At 41.8% G+C, this 19,269-nt stretch carries 13 protein-coding genes; 5 read left to right on the top strand and 8 right to left on the bottom strand.

Annotation, left to right across the window (positions count from 1 at the left end):
* The first annotated feature begins 387 nt into the window (after positions 1-387).
* From AB0756_RS38905 to AB0756_RS38890, 4 genes are all read left to right on the top strand, one after another.
* Positions 388-3,675: a type 2 lanthipeptide synthetase LanM family protein gene (locus AB0756_RS38905; protein ID WP_038078775.1), complete on the top strand. Its 3,288-nt coding sequence runs from the start codon at positions 388-390 to the stop codon at positions 3,673-3,675.
* A 235-nt stretch (positions 3,676-3,910) separates the two neighbouring features.
* On the top strand, positions 3,911-4,822 hold the full coding sequence (locus AB0756_RS38900) for a histidine kinase (protein ID WP_050045728.1): 912 nt from the start codon (positions 3,911-3,913) through the stop codon (positions 4,820-4,822).
* A gap of 391 nt (positions 4,823-5,213) precedes the next feature.
* Entirely contained in the window at positions 5,214-6,302 is a 1,089-nt protein-coding gene (locus tag AB0756_RS38895; RefSeq protein ID WP_272899737.1) for a Tll0287-like domain-containing protein, read from the top strand.
* Between the two features lie 75 nt (positions 6,303-6,377).
* The gene (locus tag AB0756_RS38890; protein WP_038078771.1) at positions 6,378-7,208 is read left to right on the top strand and encodes a MinD/ParA family ATP-binding protein; all 831 of its coding nucleotides are present in this window, start codon (positions 6,378-6,380) and stop codon (positions 7,206-7,208) included.
* A gap of 530 nt (positions 7,209-7,738) precedes the next feature.
* On the opposite strand, the gene AB0756_RS38885 is transcribed toward AB0756_RS38890, so the two are convergent.
* The 6 genes from AB0756_RS38885 to AB0756_RS38860 form a co-directional block, all read right to left on the bottom strand.
* The gene (locus tag AB0756_RS38885; protein ID WP_038078768.1) at positions 7,739-10,675 is read right to left on the bottom strand and encodes an NHLP bacteriocin export ABC transporter permease/ATPase subunit; all 2,937 of its coding nucleotides are present in this window, start codon (positions 10,673-10,675) and stop codon (positions 7,739-7,741) included.
* An 87-nt stretch (positions 10,676-10,762) separates the two neighbouring features.
* Positions 10,763-13,015, bottom strand: coding sequence for an NHLP family bacteriocin export ABC transporter peptidase/permease/ATPase subunit (locus tag AB0756_RS38880; RefSeq protein ID WP_038078767.1), 2,253 nt, complete (start codon positions 13,013-13,015; stop codon positions 10,763-10,765).
* A gap of 3 nt (positions 13,016-13,018) precedes the next feature.
* Entirely contained in the window at positions 13,019-14,458 is a 1,440-nt protein-coding gene (locus tag AB0756_RS38875) for an NHLP bacteriocin system secretion protein (protein WP_038078765.1), read from the bottom strand.
* Positions 14,459-14,526: 68 nt separating this feature from the next.
* Positions 14,527-15,627 carry a cyclic nucleotide-binding domain-containing protein gene (locus AB0756_RS38870; protein WP_038078764.1) on the bottom strand — a complete coding sequence of 367 codons (1,101 nt, stop codon included), beginning with the start codon at positions 15,625-15,627 and terminating at the stop codon, positions 14,527-14,529.
* 228 nt (positions 15,628-15,855) lie between these two features.
* Positions 15,856-16,089: a hypothetical protein gene (locus AB0756_RS38865; RefSeq protein ID WP_038078763.1), complete on the bottom strand. Its 234-nt coding sequence runs from the start codon at positions 16,087-16,089 to the stop codon at positions 15,856-15,858.
* A gap of 47 nt (positions 16,090-16,136) precedes the next feature.
* Complete coding sequence (locus tag AB0756_RS38860) at positions 16,137-16,334, bottom strand: hypothetical protein (protein WP_038078761.1); 198 nt, start codon at positions 16,332-16,334, stop codon at positions 16,137-16,139.
* Between the two features lie 1,011 nt (positions 16,335-17,345).
* Between AB0756_RS38860 and AB0756_RS38855 the strand changes: the two genes are divergently transcribed.
* A complete protein-coding gene (locus tag AB0756_RS38855) occupies positions 17,346-18,347 on the top strand; it encodes an alpha/beta hydrolase (RefSeq protein WP_038078760.1) in 1,002 nt (333 codons plus the stop codon).
* Positions 18,348-18,433: 86 nt separating this feature from the next.
* On the opposite strand, the gene AB0756_RS38850 is transcribed toward AB0756_RS38855, so the two are convergent.
* Together AB0756_RS38850 and AB0756_RS38845 are read right to left on the bottom strand one after the other, a co-directional pair.
* Positions 18,434-18,865: an HNH endonuclease gene (locus AB0756_RS38850; protein WP_038078759.1), complete on the bottom strand. Its 432-nt coding sequence runs from the start codon at positions 18,863-18,865 to the stop codon at positions 18,434-18,436.
* A gap of 5 nt (positions 18,866-18,870) precedes the next feature.
* Positions 18,871-19,233 (bottom strand): hypothetical protein, encoded by a 363-nt coding sequence (locus AB0756_RS38845; RefSeq protein ID WP_038078758.1) that lies wholly within the window; start codon positions 19,231-19,233, stop codon positions 18,871-18,873.
* Positions 19,234-19,269 lie beyond the last annotated feature (36 nt).

The raw sequence follows: 19,269 nt of genomic DNA, 5'->3' as shown, positions 1-19,269 counted from the left end.
ACTTCTTCGAGGGCTTCATCGGATAATTCGCCTTCAGTCTTGGGTGCGGGGAGTTCTGTGTTGAACTCGGTGTTGGTGTCGAGAGCTTGAGAGATAGCTTGATTGAGTTCGTCTTGCATTTTCCTGTTTCCTATTTTCTAATTTGTTTCTGTCAATTTATCTTTGATACTTATCAGAATAGCGATATGTAAATAAAAGCGTCAATTTGATTTTTTTAGGAAGACAAACAAAAAAAATAAGAGTAAATAATAACAGGAAAACTTTTAGACTATAAAAATTGCAGTCTTTTCTAAAAAAATTGAATTGTAATTCTTGTTTTAATTTTCTAAACTAAATATCGAAAGAGAATCAGTCAAGTATTTTGGCAATCAGATAGGGTAAACATAAATGGAAGTTTCACAACAAGATTTACGAAAAATAGTAGAACAAGCTAGTAATATTGAAGAAAGATTGAGCAATTGCTTTGTTCCAAATGAAGCTGAAGACAACAATAAGCTGGCTATGTCTCGCTTGAAAACTTGGTGTCAGCTTGTTACACAAGGGAATTCAGAAAAGTTAGCCAAACGCCTTGTATGGGACAATCTAGATGTTAGTACAATGGTTAGGGTTCTCGGTGCTGTCCGCCTTGCTGATGGGCAACAACTCCCCTCATGGACAGACACTTTGCGGGAAGCTTTGCAAACTGATTGGGAAACAGCTTATGCAAGCGTCTATCATTGTTTGGAAGCTGAAAAGCCAATTCCCTTTGAAGAAGTTTATCTACCCTTTGTTCATGTAGCGCGGCAAAAACTTATTGCACGAGCTAATGCTAATTTGCACCTGCTGTCCGAAGCAGTTCACTTATATTTGGAATGTCAGCTACTATTAAAATTAGCGTCTCTTTGCGCTCAATCTCTAGAATTTGAGTTTTCACAATTTAAAGCAGTGAAGCAGTCTGCGTCCATATCTTTACCAGAACAACAGGCTAGCCATTCTAACGTACAGTACCAAAATTTTGTTAAAGACTTGAAAGCGGGAGGGTTATTATCTTTTTTCCAGAAGTACAGTGTTCTAGCGCGATTGGTGGCAACAGCAGTGGATTTCTGGGTAGAGGAAAAAGCGGAATTCCTTCAGCGTTTGGCATCAGATTTACCCAGCATCCAGCAAAACTTCCAAGAAAGTACAGGTCAAGTCGTTAAAATCCAAGGAAATTTCTCTGACTCTCACAATCAAGGACGCTCCGTCATAGCGCTGACCTTTGCATCCGGCTTAAAACTCATATACAAACCTAGAGGCTTAGCCTTGGAAAGTGCTTATTTTCAGTTACTGACTTGGTGCAATCAGCATTTTGTAGAGATGCATACAAAGTCTTTGCACCCGTTCAAAATACTAAAACTTATCAACAGCACCACCCACGGATGGATGGAGTATGTAGAGCATTTACCTTGTGAAGATGAAACTGCTGTAGAGCGATACTACCAACGTGCTGGGATGGTTTTGTGCCTGCTCTACCTGCTGCAAGGGAACGACTGCCATGAGGAAAATCTAATCGCTAGTGGGGAACATCCGGTGCTAGTTGATCTAGAAACACTTGTACATCCTCGTGCTCGTGAGGTTAACCCTACAGAGGAAGTAGAAGCGCAATCTTTAGTAAATCAGCAATTTTTTCAAGATTCGGTGCTGCGGACTGGACTGTTACCAAGATGGGAATTGGGCGCAGATGGAGGAACTGCTCACGATATTAGTGGTTTGGGGGGTGGAAATGGCGGGGAAATTCCTATTCGCATACAAAAGTGGCAGAACATTAACACTGACAATATGACATTGGAATACGAGTCTGGTTTCATGTCACCCTCTGCTAATATACCTCTCCTTAATGGGCTCGTTGTGTCATCCCACGATTACGTCAATGAAATCGCAGATGGTTTTCGGCAGATGTATCAGTTCCTGGTACACAGGCAAGAAGAACTTTTAGCAGCTGACAGTCCATTAGCCGCCCTAGCCCGTCAGAAAGTTCGATTTTTGTTTCGCAATACCCAAGTATACGGTCATATTCTAGAAAAAACTCTTAATCCGAAGTTTTTACAACATGGTGTAGATCGCAGTATTCAACTAGATGTCTTAAGTCGGGCATTTTTGGCAGCCGATGAAAAACCCCCAATTTGGTCAATTCTTGGGGTTGAGATCCGAGCAATGGAACAAATGGATATTCCTTATTTCATTGCTAACTCCAGTAGTGATGCTCTGGCACTTAATTCAGATCTAATTGTTAAGGGATATTTTAGAGAACCTAGCTATAACCGAATGATTTCTTGTCTGCAACAGCTTAATGACACAGATTTAGCTCAACAAATCTCAATCATTCGGGGTTCTTTTTACTCGCGGGTTGCTCAAGGAATGACCAGTACTCTATCCACCGAGCGTGCTAGTGCTAATCTAAATTTGGATGCACTTGCTCCCATAACATCAACACAACTGGTGCAGGAAGCGGTAGAGATTGCAAAGGACCTGCAACAACGAGCAATCTACGCCTCCAATGGTAGCGCTACTTGGATTGGGATGGCATATCTCCCCAAGGCAGGACGGATGCAACTTCAGCCTTTAAGTGATGGTTTATATGATGGTGTTTGTGGAGTTTCTTTATTTTTAGCAGCGCTGGCAAAAGTAACTGGTGATGCAAGATTTCGCGATGTAGCATTGAGCGCCTTACAAAACATAAGAAAGCCCTTGCAGGACATACGAGACCCAAACATTCAGCATAAAATTGCCAAGCAAAGTGGTATCGGTGGCGGCATTGGATTGGGGTCTATAGTGTATACTTTGGTACGAGTCAGTCAGTTTCTAGATGAACCGGATCTGTTGGACACTGCCAATTGTGCCGCTTCGTTCATCACTCAGGAAAGCATTGCCAGCGATCGCTCATTTGACACAATAGCAGGAGCGGCTGGAGCAATACTGGGATTACTGACTCTGTACCAAACAAAGGCAAACCCAACTGTTCTCGATCGCGCACAAGCTTTGGGTTATCATTTACTCAACAACCGGACTAAGAGTGAGACTGGATTTAGAGCTTGGGCTACCCTAGAAGGCAAGTTAGCAACGGGATTTTCCCACGGTGCAGCTGGTATTGCCTACGCTTTATTACGATTGTATAAAACCACACAAGACCCAGTTTTTCTAGAAGCAGCAGAGGAAGCGATCGCCTACGAACGCAGTATCTTTTCACCCACTCAAGGAAACTGGCCAGATGTAAGAAATTTCTCCTTAAATAAGAGCAAGCCATCTTTTATGACGACTTGGTGTCACGGTGCTCCTGGTATTGGTTTAGCCCGTTTGGGGAGTCTGGAGATTCTGGATACAGCAGAAATTCGGCAAGAAATTGCAGTTGCTATAAATACAACACAGCAGTTTGGTTTACACAATATTGACCATCTCTGTTGCGGTAATTTCGGCAGAATGGAAGTTTTATTGGTGGGAGCGTGCAAGCTGTCGCGTTCGGATCTTTGGGATACCGTTCAAAAACAAGCAGCTTGGGTTGTTGCAAGAGCAAAGCAAGCTGGTAGTTTTTCTCTGTTTCCCGAACTTTCTGGAGATGTTTATAACCCTGGTTTCTTTCAAGGTAGTGCTGGAATCGGTTATGAACTCTTGAGGCTAGCATATCCGGAATCGCTTCCTTCCGTATTGTTGTGGGAGTAGATAGCTGTCGTTTTGTCCTTGCTACTCTCACAGAAGCCGTCCTTGCGGCTTCTACTTGTACTCATAGTTTTATCTACTCAATAGTGGTTGCCTTTTAACACTAAAGTGCAACTACAAACCAAAAAGCTATAAATCGAAAGATTTGCAAGTCCGATCGAAACGTTGTGCATTGCGATAAGCCGGAGGCTTAACGGAGTACAGCCGTATCGCAGGTTACTTTCTCTATACTGCTACTATGAATTACTGGCTTAAAACTCAATCTCATCCCATCCGCTGTTTGCTTTACTTGGAATGGGGGTTCCTTGCGATAGCAAGCATGGCTAGCTTTCTCGAACTTGTATTAGCACCACAAATATGGCAGCACAAAGTCTCAGATCTGCTCGTGCTGGCTGTATTTGCATTACTTGGCGTTACCTCATACATAGATAAATTTGCTACTAAAACTATCTATGTATGCATGCACTTTAGTCTAGTTTTGATATGGCTACCTTTTAGCGGAGCGTTGTGGCTGTTATCAATTCTGTTACTAATCCTCATGATTCGCTGTTTCTTTATGTTGCCATTGCAAGGGCGTTGGATAATAGCGGGGTTAGCTTTTGGAATTGTGTTGCTTGCACGAATGCAACAACTTTACAGCACTCACAAACTCCTTGCGTTCAGCCAGTTATCGCAACAATGGATGAGCCAGTGGAGCGATGTTTTTTGGTTTGGAATTGTGTTGTTATTACTTACGCAATTAATGCAGCAGGTGCTAATAACGCAACAGATTCAACAGCAACTAGCACGAGAGCAACAAAGGTGGCGACAATATATCCAACAACAGCAAAAACTCATTGCACTCCAAGCACGACACCACGTTGCTTGCGAAAGCTATGATGCTTTGGGTCACGCGTTAGCAGCCATCAACATTCAGATACAAAGCGCTCTGAAATTCTGGTCTATCGATCCGAATCAAGCACAAGAGTTTTTAACACAAGCGCAACGGGTGGGAGTCACCACTATGCAGGAAATTCGCAATTCTCTCCGTGCGCTACGCATCCACACTATACCACCACAGATACAACTCCCATTGGAACAGAAACACGATGTGACAGTTTCTTTCTCTCCTCAAGATTACCTAGCAATGAATTACAACAAACGCATCTAACTACAGGGGATATGGATCGTTTGCATCTGAAAAGAGCGTAGAAAGGTTGCAATACGCTGTAAGCTACAGTTTTTTATGACTTTAATTTTAAGTAATTATACTTCTTGACTCGACTTTAGTCAGAGGAAATTTGTCTATTGCGTCCATCTAGAATTCAAGACGTTTTTCAGATGTTTGATTTGGCTTGAATCTCTACGATTGATATAGTTCCTTATCTCAGTTTACTACAGGAGTTTTATTTAATTTTTTAAATACAAATAGGGTAAGCTTTGCTATCACATAGTGCTTGAGATAATGTTTACTCTAAAGTAATTAAGATGAAGAAAAAACAGCAATAAAATTTTATCTAATCAAGAATTGTCATTGACTTTAATATTGGTAGTTAATTATTATGTGGACAAAAATTAAAAAAGCGATATTATACCATTCCAAGCTTACTACCAAATTTACTCTACTTCTTTCAATCGTTTTTATTGGTGCTATCTTAATCAGTAGTTTTGCTTTATCTAAAGCACTTGAGCAAAGATCGGAAGATGAAATAAATTACAGAGGGCAAGTTATCATGCAAATGATAAATTCATTAAGAGAGTATACAACCATCAATATAACAACTCTATTAACCTCTAATCCAGATAATCAACAAAATTTTATCCCAGAAATAGTACCGAGTTTTGCAGTTAGAGAGGTATTTGAAAATTTACGTAAAAATAAAGAATATAGAGATTATTATTACAAAGATGCTACTCTTAATCCCACTAATCTACGAGATAAAGCGGATGATTTTGAAACAAATCTTATAAATAAGTTTCGCGATCGACCAAATTTGCAAATCTTATCAGGATTTCGAGATTTGTATGGAGAAAAAGTGTTTTATAGTGCTCGTCCTTTTACTATAAAAAAATCCAGTTGTCTTCAATGCCATAGTACTCCGGAAATTGCACCTAAAAATCATTTAAAAACTTATGGGACAGAGAATGGTTTTGGCTGGAAGCTCAATGAAATTGTTGCATCTCAAGTTGTTTATTTTCCCGTAAGTGAGGTTTATAACAGAGCTTCTCAGGCTTTTTCTTTATTTATTGCAATTTTTATTGGTGTCTTTACCCTGGTTCTTCTTACAATTAATCTTTTACTAAAGCGAAATGTCATCGATCCTCTCAAACCAATGGCGCAACTGGCTCAGAAAATTAGCACAAATACATTTGTTTACAGTCAAGCTGAAGAATTTGAATTCAAAAATTTAGTTGCGATCGCTAAGCGCACTGATGAGTTAGGTCATCTAGGGCGTATCTTCCTGAGAATGGTTTGTGAAGTCTACGATCGCGAGCAACGCATGAAACAACAAATGCGCGAACTTAGTATTAGAATTAACGAAACTAAGAAGGCTCGTGAAGTGTCTGAAATTGTAGAAGCTGACTACTTCCAGAATTTAAGCGCACAAGCAAAAGCTATTAGAAATAACTGGGCAAATTCTGATGAATAGAAGAATCAACGCTCCAAGGAAAAACTAATATTCTTCCTTTCTTTTCAGAAACTATTAAATATTTGGAAATACATCATGTCTAAAATTGTGTCAATCCATTCATTCCGTGGTGGAACAGGCAAATCAAACGTAACTGCTAACCTAGCAACTATTATGGCTCGTTCCGGTAAACGGATTGGTATTGTGGATACTGATATTCAGTCGCCTGGAATCCACGTGCTTTTCGGTCTGAATGAGGAAAAGATAGGCTACACTCTAAATGATTATCTGTGGGGGCGCTGTGCTATTGAAAATGCTGCCTACGATGTTACGCAAATTCTTAATCTAAGTCACAAAGGTGCTGCGATCGGGGGTAGTATTCATCTGATTCCCTCTAGCATTAAAACTGGGGAAATATCTCGAATACTGCGTGAAGGATACGACGCACGCCTGCTTAATGACAGCTTCCGCAATCTCAGTCGCCGCTTGAAACTAGATTACCTGTTTATTGATACTCACCCTGGTATTAACGAAGAAACCCTGCTTTCTATTATCATTTCTCATGTCTTAGTTATCATCCTGCGTCCAGACCACCAAGACTACCAGGGTACTGCTGTCACTGTAGATGTTGCTCGCAAGTTAGAGGTGCCTAAAATGCTGTTAGTAGTGAATAAGGCACTGCCATCTCTCAACTTTCAAGCGATAGCACAACAAATGCAAAAAAGTTACAACACAACTGTAGCTAGCATCTTACCAGTTTCTGAAGAAATGTTTCAATTAGGCAGTCGTGATGTTTTTTGCTTGCGCTATCCCAACCATCCTTGGACTCAAGGTGTAAGTGCGATCGCAAAGCAAATTCTCTTTGAGGATAATAAGAGTTCGATGAACTTCAAAACTCCACTCAGTTGGTTCAACGGACGAAGATAAGACTGCGGTTTTATTCTGTTAATTGCAAACTGTCAGGGCGAGGGGACTTACAAAGAAAGGCAAAGGGAAGGAGGCAGAATACCTCCTTCCCTCTGAAATAAAAATGCGCGTTGTGGGAGTAGCGCCCACTAAAAAAAGATGTTTTTCCGAGATGCGTAGGACAAGAAAAAACAGCGTCCTTGTTTCAATCCCCTGTCTTTACCCCTACGGTGGTGTACAGATCTCTACAAAAGAGATGAAACATCGTGAAAAGGGAGAATTGGAATGAAGTTCCCCCCTTTTTTAAGGGGGGTTAGGGGGGATCGAAACCGCAATGAATGCACTATATAAGACTTGTGTACACCACCTTAGGTCTTTAGGCAGGGGTTCTTCTACCCTCTGCCCTCGTACTTCAGGCCTCTGAAAATACTTCCTTCCGCTTCCACAACTGACAGATCGACTTCCCAAGTGCAAAAATAAATAAGTTTGTTTGTAGTATAATATACAAACTCTACCTTCACCAGAAAGCAGAGCAAGGTTTTTCAATACAATCACAGCATTTGCCGCGCCATAAGCTGGGAAAACAGCCCCTGTTGATGTGCCAGTTCCTCGAAACTACCGTGTTGCACAACTCTACCGCTCTGGAGTACATAAATCCGGTTAGCGTTACGGATCGTGCTGAATCGGTGAGCGATCGCAATTCGAGTCACTTGCAGCCGCTCTAAACTTTGACTGACAATAGCTTGCGTTCTGTTATCTAAAGCACTAGTCGCTTCGTCAAATAGCAAAATCCGGGGTTTCAACACCAGTGCGCGAGCAATTAACAGCCGTTGTCTTTGCCCTCCAGAGAGGTTAGAACCTCCTTCACTGACTACAGTATGCATACCCATTGGCATAGCTTCGATATCATCCGCCAAACCAGAGGCTCGGGCTGCTTCCCACGCTTCATCCATCGTCACTAGCGCACCACTAGCAATATTCTCAAAGATAGAACCTGACATCATTCGGCTATTTTGTATGACCACACCTAACTGTCGGCGTACTGCATTGACATCCAACCCAGCCAAATCTTGTCCGTCGTAGTAAATGGTTCCTGATTCTGGAAAGTCAAATCCCAGCAGTAACCGGAACAAAGTAGATTTACCGCTTCCAGAAGGTCCCACAATCGCAATATACTCTCCTGGCTCAGCTCGAATACTCACATCATCTAATGTGAGGGGTCCATCATTTCCATAGCGGAAAACCACATGGTCTACAACCACTCTACCTGATAATCTACCAGGATCGGTTTTGCTAGAATTTAATTCCGGTGTCGCTGAAAGAATTGGCTGTGCTCGATTCCACAAAGGTAAGACTTCTAAAACATCCACAACCGTACTGCTGAGACTGGTTGCTCCACTAATAAAAGTGGCATAAGCAGAGTTAAATGCCAAAAAAGTACCAGTAGACAAGGCTCCTGCATTCAGTTGTTGTCCGGATGTTGTATTTAATGTCTGGACAGCAAACCAAAAAAGGATGGCATTTGTTAAAGGTGGTAGCACCTTATTGGTGACGGTAAGAAAGTCTTCTATCCCCTGCGTACTTAGCATGAGTTTTAGCTGTTGGCTGTACTGCTTACCCCAGTAGGCAAAAGCCCGTGCTTCAGCCCCAGCGACTCGGAGTTTAGCAACTCCATCGATCAACTGCACCATGACACCAGATATCTCCCCTTCTATCTCTAGCAGGGGGCGAACCTTATGAAGGGTGAGAATGCCAGAAACGACAGTGACCCCAATATTTACAAGAGCTACAACGCAGGCTATCAAAGCTAATGAAACGTTATAGTAAAACAGCAGCCCCAAATTGAGCAATGAAAAAAGACTGGAGAAAATAGTTTTTAAAACAGTACTACTTAGTTTCTCTCGGATTTGAGTGACAGCATTGACCCGAGAGTTCAAATCACCAATAGAGTATTGACGAAAAAAGGAAGCCCTCAGATTCAACAGTCGATCCCATACGGCTGCTTGGGTAGAGGCATCTGCAAAAGTTTCTAACCTAATAATGGCAAACCCTTGAGTGAGTTGAAAAATACTTTCTCCAAAGGCAGCAGCTAGCAAACCCAAAGCGATTTGTATCAACACTTCTCGCTTAGCATCTGGGATTGCATTGTCAATCAGAATGGCAGTAGCTGTTGGGGTCAGCATTCCCAGCAAGGTCGTTGCAATACCAGTACACAAAATAACAATCAATTCCCTTGAGTGACCTTGCAATGCAAACTTAAGTAAATCCCAAGTTTTGAGTTTTTTCTCAGGGAGAGGGCGGTAAAATACGTAGGCATTGGGAACTAGCTTGGAAGTAGTACGGGCATTTACAGGGGTACGGGTCTGCGCTACTGGATCGAAAATCTCGTAGCGATTGTCAGATAAGGGTAACAAGGCAACTGGGTGATTGTCTTCTATGGTGTAGGTTAGCATTGGTCCCGAGTCCTTCTTCCACCACCGATCGGTTAATGCAATCCGACGCATCCTGATTTGCGAGGCTCGGGCGATCGCTTCTAAGGGGTCTTGAATTCTTGTAATATTTTCCGACTTAGCAGGGGGGCGAATCGTAACTCCCAAAGCCCGTCCCACGGCACCAGCGGCGATGAGTAGAGCTTCGTCCGGATCGCTCGTTGGTGTGACCGCTGGGTAAAAGACGGTTTTTCTCTGTTGCAGTACGGATGAAAGTTCTCCTAATGTCTCTTTCATCACCTGATAATTGAGACGTTCTCTTTCCTGGAATCTACGCAATTCTGCTGAAATTTCCTGCTGCTCCAACAGCTGAATGTAGTCGAGGAAATAAGTTGCTAGCAAAGTTAAACTGTCTGCTAAGGTATCTGCATCTTGAATTGCAGAGATATCCTCACTGGATAGCTCGACTTCATCTGTAGCCTGCAACCACATCTTTGAGTCTAAGGGCAATATTCCGGATAAAGGCAAAAGTGGCAGTTCCTCAAACCCCATCCAGTTGACACACCCTTGCTGGATTTGCACCCAAGTTACAGTGTCATGCTGAGGCTGGAAAATATCGCCACTCCCTAAAGAAAAGTAGTTTATGCCTTCAGGTTGCACTGGCATTGTGGGTGCAGTAACGTCGGATAGTAAAGAGCTGAATCGATGAATCCAATTCTCTACCAAAGCAATTGCTTGGCGATCGCCTTTAACAATCCATTTGCTAAAATCTTCTACTGGCACTCTAATGAGTTCTGTCTCCTCCATCGACACCGCGAGAATTTGGCACACCTCGTCTTGAGAACTTGGTGTAGTTGAGAACATTGCCTCCGACGCTTCTACGTTGAATAAATAACGACGAGAACCTTCTGCAATACCGTGTTTGACTTTAATGCTAAAAAGTGCTAAAGAACCAGATTTTACAACCCAAACTGTCTCGCGATCGTCTAGCAGGATTGGTTCATTACCTTTAATAATATATTGCTGCTGCGCTATTCCAAACTTAATTTGCTCGACCATGAATCGCTTTGCTCCAATTCAAATTAAAAATTTCTTTTTTAACTTTTAAATACCAATTCACTTTCTCCCCAAACCCCCAGACTCAATCTAAAGTGCTTCCCCTTCACTGCGAATTAATTGCAAGTAGGCACCCTCGATATTCTTTAATTCTTCATGAGTTCCTCTTTGAACGACCTTTCCCCGCTCCAAGACAATAATTTCATCACAATCCCGGATGGTACTTAATCGATGCGCCACAATAATACAAGTACAACCTCGCTGGCGGAGTTTGCGGTCAATAATTTTTTCCGTCTCGGTATCAAGGGCGCTAGTAGCTTCATCCATCACTAAGATGGTGGGGTTATTTACTAAAGCTCGGGCTATTTCCAAACGCTGTCGCTGTCCTCCACTCAAGTTGCTAGCACCTTCTAGGAGATGGGTACTGTAACCTCTTGGCATTGAGAGCACAACATCATGAATCGCTGCGTCTTGACAAGCCCGCATAATGTAATTGTCAGGTACAGTGGTATCCCATAGAGTTAAATTGTCCCTAACACTGCCTGCAAACAGAAAAATATCCTGCTCCACCAAAGCAATCGAATTTGCAAGTACTTGGCGAGGAATTTGCCCTCTGAGTTTACCATCGAAGCAAATGTCACCTTCCCAAGGTTCATAGAGCCCACATACTAGTTTGGCAATTGTAGACTTGCCAGAACCGCTTCCCCCCACCAAAGCAACTCGCTGTCCCGGTTTGAGCGAAAGATTAAAGTTTTCAATCAAGGGAGGAGCAACACGGTTATACCCAAAAGTAATATTCTTTAACTCGACATATCCCTGTAATTTGGCATGAGATAGAGAAGGTGGAAGAGAAAGTAAACCATCATTTTCTCCCTGCTCCCTTGCTTTCTTACCCCCTTTCCTCTTATCCTTTTCCCCTTGTTCCAATTGCGAATCTATAGGGTTGCGTAAAACATCATCTAAACGATTCAAATCGCCTTCTACTTCTTGGAGGTTACTTCCAAGAGTCACAAGCTCGTTAACAGGTTGTAAAAATGCTTGCATTAAACTCTGAAAAGCCACTAGCATTCCAATGCTTAAATATCCATCTATCACCCGGAAACCGCCCACAACCAAAAGCAGCATGGAGGAAAGTGTGGAAAGAAAAGACGGTAGCACTCCTAAAGTTTGGTTTGTTACATCCATTTCCTGCTTGGCATTAATTGACTTAGCATAATAGCCAGCCCATCGGGAAAAGAAATCTGACTCCAAACCGGATGCTTTTAGTGTTTCCATACTCTGAAGACCAGAAATCGAAACTCCAGCTACTTTTCCTTCATCCTGTTGCAATCTCATATTTGCATCTACGCGCCATCTCCTCACCCATTGCAATGCAAGAAGATTGACAGCGACAAAGGCGATTCCAATCGAGGTTAAGACAGTGTCATACTGCAGCATGACAGCTGCGTAAAAAACAACTGTCACTGCTGCGATCGCTGTAGTCGCTAACTTACCTGAGAGAATGTCAGCTAACTTATCGTTCAGTTGGACGCGATTGCTAATTTCCCCAGCAAAGCGTTGGTCGTAAAAACTGACAGGTAGACGCAAAATATGCCATAGGAACTGACTGGACATCCCCACAGATAGCTTAATTTTCATGTGACGCAGGGATTGCAACTGTAGTAGAGTTAAAAATCCCATCAGCCCCGCTACAAGAACGATCCCCAAAATGAGCGGTCGCAACCAGTCGTTTCTACCCTCAATCAAAACATTGTCTATAAAAACCTGAGAGAATGTTGGTATTGCCAATCCGGGAATTACAAGCAGAAATCCTGCGAACACGGAGTAGGCTAGCGCCCCTCCAGACTTTTGCAGCCTTTGCCATAGAGCCAGGAGTGTATTGGGTTTGCGACCTCCTTTTTTAAACCCCGGACCGGGCTCGAGAACCAACACAACACCAGTATAGGCATCACTGAATTCTTGTAAAGAAACAGTACGCACTCCAGATGCGGGGTCGTTAAGATAAACTCGTTCCCTACCAAATCCTTCTACCACCAAATAATGGTTGAAGTTCCAAAATACAATATAGGGACATTCCAGTTCTTGCAAGGCTTCCAAATCTATTTTAAAACCTTTTGCCTTCAGACCATAACTTCTAGCAGCATTAAGAATATTAGAAGCTTTGCTTCCGTCTCGCGAGACTCCGCAGTCTTGACGAAGTCTTGAAAGTGCGACAATTCGACCATAATAACCTAAAATAATACCTAAGGCAGCAGCACCGCATTCCACTGCCTCCATTTGCAAAAGAGTCGGTGTACGACGCCGGATGCGCTTGCGCCAAAAAAATAAATTTCGTAGAAACATAGATTATTGGATACCGCTCCAGGATCTAAGGATGGGAAAGACAAAGGTGATGGGCGCTTGTTCCTCCACAGTCACTCGTACAGAGGTAGTAATTCCAGGAGACATTTTCATCTGCGGACCTTTAGAAGAAGACCACTTGTAGTGACTGAAGGTGGAAGTGTCTGGTTGAAGTTCGGCTATGACTTGGAGGTGAGGACCCTGAGTCATTAAACTTTCTACGATTTCGGGGTTGCCTATCATATTAGAGGCACCCTCTTTAGTAATAGGAAAAGAAGATACTTTCTTAACAGTGCCCACAATTCCGCCAAAGCGTTCTCGCTTAACTGTAGAGGGTGTAATTTGCAATGTCATACCCTTTTGAATCTTCTTGCCTTCGCTCACTGGAAAAAATGCAACGCTCGCTAGTTTAGCAGATGGCTCTTGCGCTTCTATTGACCCAATACGAGTTCCTTGACTGAGAATTTGTCCGGGAGTTATGGTAAGTTCCAAAATGCGTCCGGTATATTCGCTCTTTATATGGCTATTGTTATTTAATTGCAATTCTATTTGAGTAATATTCCGTTTTAATTCTTGAATTTGATTTTGTCGGGTAATTGCGGATTGAAAATTTTGCTCAGCCAGAATTTTTTCCTTACTATCTAGTTCTTTTAACTGGGTTTTAATATCAGCAATTTGGCTCCTATTTTCACGATAGGATTTTTCAGCTTGAACCTGATTGATATCCAATTGCTTTAACTGGTCTTCAAGATCGGCAATTTTTTTAATACCATCAAGGTAAGTTTGTTGCGCTTCTAAGAGCGTATCTTCTGAAATCGCCCCTTCGATCTTTAACTTTTTGCGCCGCTCGAGTCTGTCTTTGAGAGTAGGAGTCAAAGACTTAGATTCCAAAAGGCGTTGTTTGAGATTTTGTCGCTGTTGCTGAATTGCGCCTATGTCTTTATCCCTAATAATTGGAGTTAGGGACTGAGCTTCTACAAGGCGTTGTTGCAAGCTTTGGCGCTGCTGTTGCATTGCTATGATTTCCAGCTTGCTGCGTTGGGTTTGAAGCAAACTAGCATCCTGATTTTGAGCTTTGAGTTCTGCTAGCTTGGCATACTGCTGCAAAAGTTGTTTTTGCAGTTCTGATTGGGAGATTGTAGCTAGCACCTGTCCTTTCCTAACGAAATCCCCAACACGTACATTTATGCTTTGCAACTGACCGGAGCTTGATGCTTGAAACGTCACAACCTTGCTAGGATAAACAAGTACTCCCTGACCCGTAACGGTAATAGGGATACGACCCACGATACTCCAGCTTAGCCCTGCTGCAACCAGTGTGCCTAAAGCAGCCAACGGTAACCACTTCTTAGGGCTGACGACTTGCATCAGTTGATCTAGCTGTTCGGGAGAAGATGAATGTTCTAAAGCTTGTTGGCGAAACAAGTTATTTTTTGGAGTTACCATTATTTTTATTAGTTGTTAGTTGTGAGTTATTATTTGTTAATGATTAGTTGTTAATACGCAACTAAGCACTAACTATTCCCAAGAATTCTTTTTAACATCCAATCAAATCTGGCTCCAGCCAGTGCTACTTGAGCCAAAAAATCGGAACTCAGTTCATTTTCATATTTCAAGTTTTTATCTAAGGGCTGACCAGTGCTGTAAATAAGCCTGCCATAACCTAGCCGACTGACTATTGCCTGCTGTTTGTCTGCTAACAAAACTGCAAGCACTCGATAAAATCGCGCAGCAAAACTTACGTCATGCAACAATTTTGCTGCTAGTCTCCATCGAGGAATAGACAATACAAGAGAGTTTTCTAATGCTTTGACAGTAACAAAGGGTGGACGAGCTTCGACAAAGGGCGTTTCTCCTACTATCCCACCTCGAGATAATCTGCCGAACTCACGCTCTGGAGTTTCGCTGTTTTCTAAGCTTGAAAAAGCGCGAGCTAAGGGATTGCGCTCATCCTCAAAGACAGAAAGGGTCATTTTTCCATCTAATAGGATATGGAGTGCTTCAGCCGGTCTTCCTGCATGAATGAGGACAGATCCTGCAAAAATTCTGTTTACATTACCAGCGGCAATTAACCAATCGATATCACTATCATGCAATTGTGCAAAAATAAACAGGATTTCTCTAAGCTGGGGTTGAGCAAGAACAAGCGTGCTATGACCAAGTTGGTTGACTATCCTCTCCAATCTGTCTGCAAGCAGAATTGCACTTGCTCGGTAAAGATGGGCTGCAAAACTGACATCTTGTTGTAGTTTTGTCACTAATTCCTGTTGTGGAATCGATAGTATTAGGGACTTTTTTAGCGCTTTAACAGAAGTAGAGGGTTGATAAGCTTCTATAAAGGGCATTTCTCCCACTACCTCACCACTTGATATCAGCGCGATTTCACGCTCTGACATTTCGCCACCTTCTAAGGCGGCAAAAGCTCGACCTAATGGATTATCACTAGCTTGAGAGATGGAAACTGCCAAAGCACCATCTAACAGGATATGTAGTGCATTAACAGGCTGACCTTGACGGATAAGAACTCTACCGGGAGGAATTTCTTCTCTGATACCCGTCGCCAACATCCAGTCAATATCGCTATTACTAAGTTCTTTCAGTAGAACCTCTGTCATAATTTGACTCCCTTGAGTTTAAGAAGAGCGGGAGAATATCTTTGCTAATCACTTGCAGCCGTTTTTTAATAAAGGTAGGATGGGCAACGCTTGCCAATATGAAAACTAAGAGTTAGTGGGATATCGGCTTTGCGTTGTCCATACAGACTACACTCAATAGCGTTCTTGATAGCAGTGCAATATTGAACTTTAACAAGTGCAAGTGTTTGAACATGAGGAGCTTAGCACTTAATTCTCTACAGCTCTAGTCGTAGAAACATCATTTAGATCCAAGGCGATAAACTGAAAAGCAGAAGCAACTGCATTCATCGACTTGAGAACTAGTGTTGAACTGCGATCGGGGCCGGAATTGGTTAGGTGAGAAACAAACTTATGATTTTCCTCTGTACCTCCTGCTACAACCTCTAATTCTTGCTCTGTAAGCTCTACATCTGCACTGTCTTCAAAAACTTCATCTGACATAATGTTTCCTTTTTTTCAATTGTTATAGATTGATAAAATAGAGGCATTTATGAAAAGCTATTTTGGTTCAAAACGTATTGAACCCTGCCTAGAGTTTCTCTAACCTTTTCTGCCTCTTTTCTAGCTTGTTCGCCACTAGTAACACCACCAACAATATTATCTAAGTCACTATCATCTAATTCAAAAATTTGTTTGGAGTTACTGGAGAACTGATTCTGTTTTTGAAATTCATGATGGTTAGGCATAGTATTCCTCCTAATTGGAATTCATGAAAATGAAAACATTACTTTAGAATTGAGTAACTCGAAATTAATTTAGGAGTTTTCTCAATTCCTTTATGATTTCTATCCTAGAGGTTGAACTAAGAACAAACATCTGAAAAACGTCTTGATTCCTGCTTCAACAAAATAGATAAACCTTCTTTGACTAAAGTTGCTCCTACAAGTAAATCTGCTTATGACTTAAGTAGGAGGAAAAGTTCACAATATAACCAAGGCGCTTCCAAATCAAAAATTGGCTAAAATTTTTTGTGTGGGGAGAGGATCGCTGTGCGGGGCTTTTAGCCCGCCATTAGTATAGAACGGTTAAGGACACCCGTTCCACTTTCTGGAATTATTGATTTCCAGGAAATTATTAACACTCAGTATTATACGGGTTATACCGCAGAGGTGTACCAGAGAAGTTGCGTGCGGTGATACCGAATCCGTTTTTATCATCCCAATAAGCCCTAGTGATTAGAAATCACGGCTATACAAACGAAGTCCCTCCGGGTTCGCCAGTCCCCAGGGCGCGGGAAACCCGCCTGCTTTCCCTGGACTCACCGCCTGCGCGGACTCAATTATAAAAGGGGTATAAGACGCGGATTTAGTATGAGTCCAGTCTTATAGACGGGTTTCCCACACTCTAGCGCCCTTTCGATCGCGGGGTTGTGGGGATCTTCAAGGATGAGATATTGTTAGCTGAACCGTATTGAACCTTACTCAGTCAGAAACTGAAGATGAAGCAAAGATAAGTAAAATTTGCTACTAAAAAGTACTTTTACCAAAGGATGGCGATCGCATATCCGTTGCATCTTTTTCAACCCGTTTCTGTGCAACCTAGAAAAATGGCACAAGTGAGTTACAGGCAAAATAATTTAACAATCGGGAAAAATCGATTTCAAAGTTTTTGAGGTATGCTCTAACTTGGGTATAATCATTACTGGCAGACGGTATCAGCAGCGTAGAATTTCTTTTGTTTAGATATGAATCATAAATATGTCCAATTATAACACCATAATAGATACCATCATTCAACGAACAAAAGCATTTGAAGATAACCTTCCAGTAAAAAATAATGCTTGCCGCTCAAAATTCTTTTTTCACCCACAGCCTACTTCTAAAGTTTGCCTTTTCTTTCATGGATTTACAGCTGGTCCTTACCAGTTTGAACCAATAGGAAAAATCTTATTTGAAGCTGGTTATAATGTTTTAGTTCCCTTACAGCCCGGTCATGGAGTTGCAGGAAATTGGGATGGTCATAATCCGCCTCCTCTTCCTACGGAAGCAGAAGTTTATCAAGAATTTGCTCTTTATTGGTTAGAGGTAGCACAAACTTTAGGGGAGAAAATTATAGTAGGAGGACTCTCTACTGGGGGGAATATATCTGCTTGGTTATCCCTAGAACGTCCCCAAGCAATTAACAAAGCAATACTGTTTGCTCCTTATATTAGTGGGACTAATTCACTAGTAGATTTATTTATAGAAGTTGTACCAATTTATGTGGAATGGTTAAATAAGGATAATCCTGGAAATTTTGGATATCAAGGATTTCGCGTTCCGGCTTTACGGCTTTTTTTAGATCTGGGTGAAGAAACCCTCGAAAAGGTAAAAAACCAACCAATAGCACCAATTTTTGTGATTGTTGCGGAAAGCGATCGCGCAATTGAGCGTCGTGAATTAGAAGATTTGTTCAGAAATTCACTTCAACATCAACCAAAGTCCTGGTATTTCTCCTTTGATAAAATTTTTGATATTCCTCACACCATGATGACTAAATCTGAGGGTAATCAATACCAAGATTTACTCATTACTATAGCTAAATCTTATATTGAAAGCGATATTACTTGGTTTGAATTCATGGAAATTGGTCATCAGATACTGCAAGGAAAAACATTTGAAACTGCTGCGAAAACCCTAAATTTAACTCAACGAGTGTCTTCAGATTTGTCTGTTATGTTCGCTGTCATCAATAAGAAAATAATTATTGATAACGAATAGAATTCGTCGCTATACAAACAAAACCCACCTACGTGGGTTTCTCAAAATATTTGCAATTTCGCTACAATGTTTAGTAATTGTACTTTTCAATTTTTTGGTGGATGCCAACCAGCTAATACCCAGTAACTGCGAACTTCTATTGCATCGGGATCGTCACTCAGATGTAATACTGCAACTGTTGCCCGACCAGTTGGTGTTTTCCCAACAATACGCAAACCATCTTCACTCCAGTTAAAATGCTCGGACCATACTTGAGTGCGTGGGTTAAAAAGTTTGATAGTGTCTCCCGTTTCCGGATCGACCCCTGTAGTTTTATCACTTTTATAGCCATTGCATAGAGGACAAGCTAACCACAAATTTGATTCATCATTACTGCCTCCTTTGGAAATTGGGGTAAGATGTTCAATTTCCAAACGAGCCATAACTAGATGCTGAGGACTTAAGCAATAACCACAACGGTTACGGGCATCTTTCCGAACACGACGTTCTATTTCAATAGGAATGTAACTTCGAGTCATCGCCGTTAGTTGAGAGGAGGTTTTAATCCCCGTTCAACAGCGACTTTCAAAGCTTTTGCTTTACGCACCAATCCTCGTCGGTAGATCTGCATTAGTTCATCTAATTGGCTCACATCTAACTCATTAAGTTGACCTTCCCGGTTACGTGCCAAGAGATCGCTCAAAGACTCTTGCTGTTGAGGAACCATCTGTAGATCGCACAAAGCCAAAAGCTGTTCATTCGGCAATGACTCTACAGGTAAGTCAGTAATGGCGCGGTCAATGAATTCTACTAATACATCTTCAAGTCGTCGATGGGTAAGGGCAGCAAATTCTTTGACCTGTTGTGCTAGCATCTCAGGAAGTTCTATAGTGACGATTTCAACCATCTCTTACCAGCTTTGTCTTTTAACTTCCATTATAAA

The organism is Tolypothrix campylonemoides VB511288_2 (assembly GCF_045999855.1).
GTDB classification, from domain to species: Bacteria; Cyanobacteriota; Cyanobacteriia; order Cyanobacteriales; family Nostocaceae; genus Scytonema; species Scytonema bouteillei_A.
This window is presented reverse-complemented; position numbering and strand designations above follow the sequence as displayed.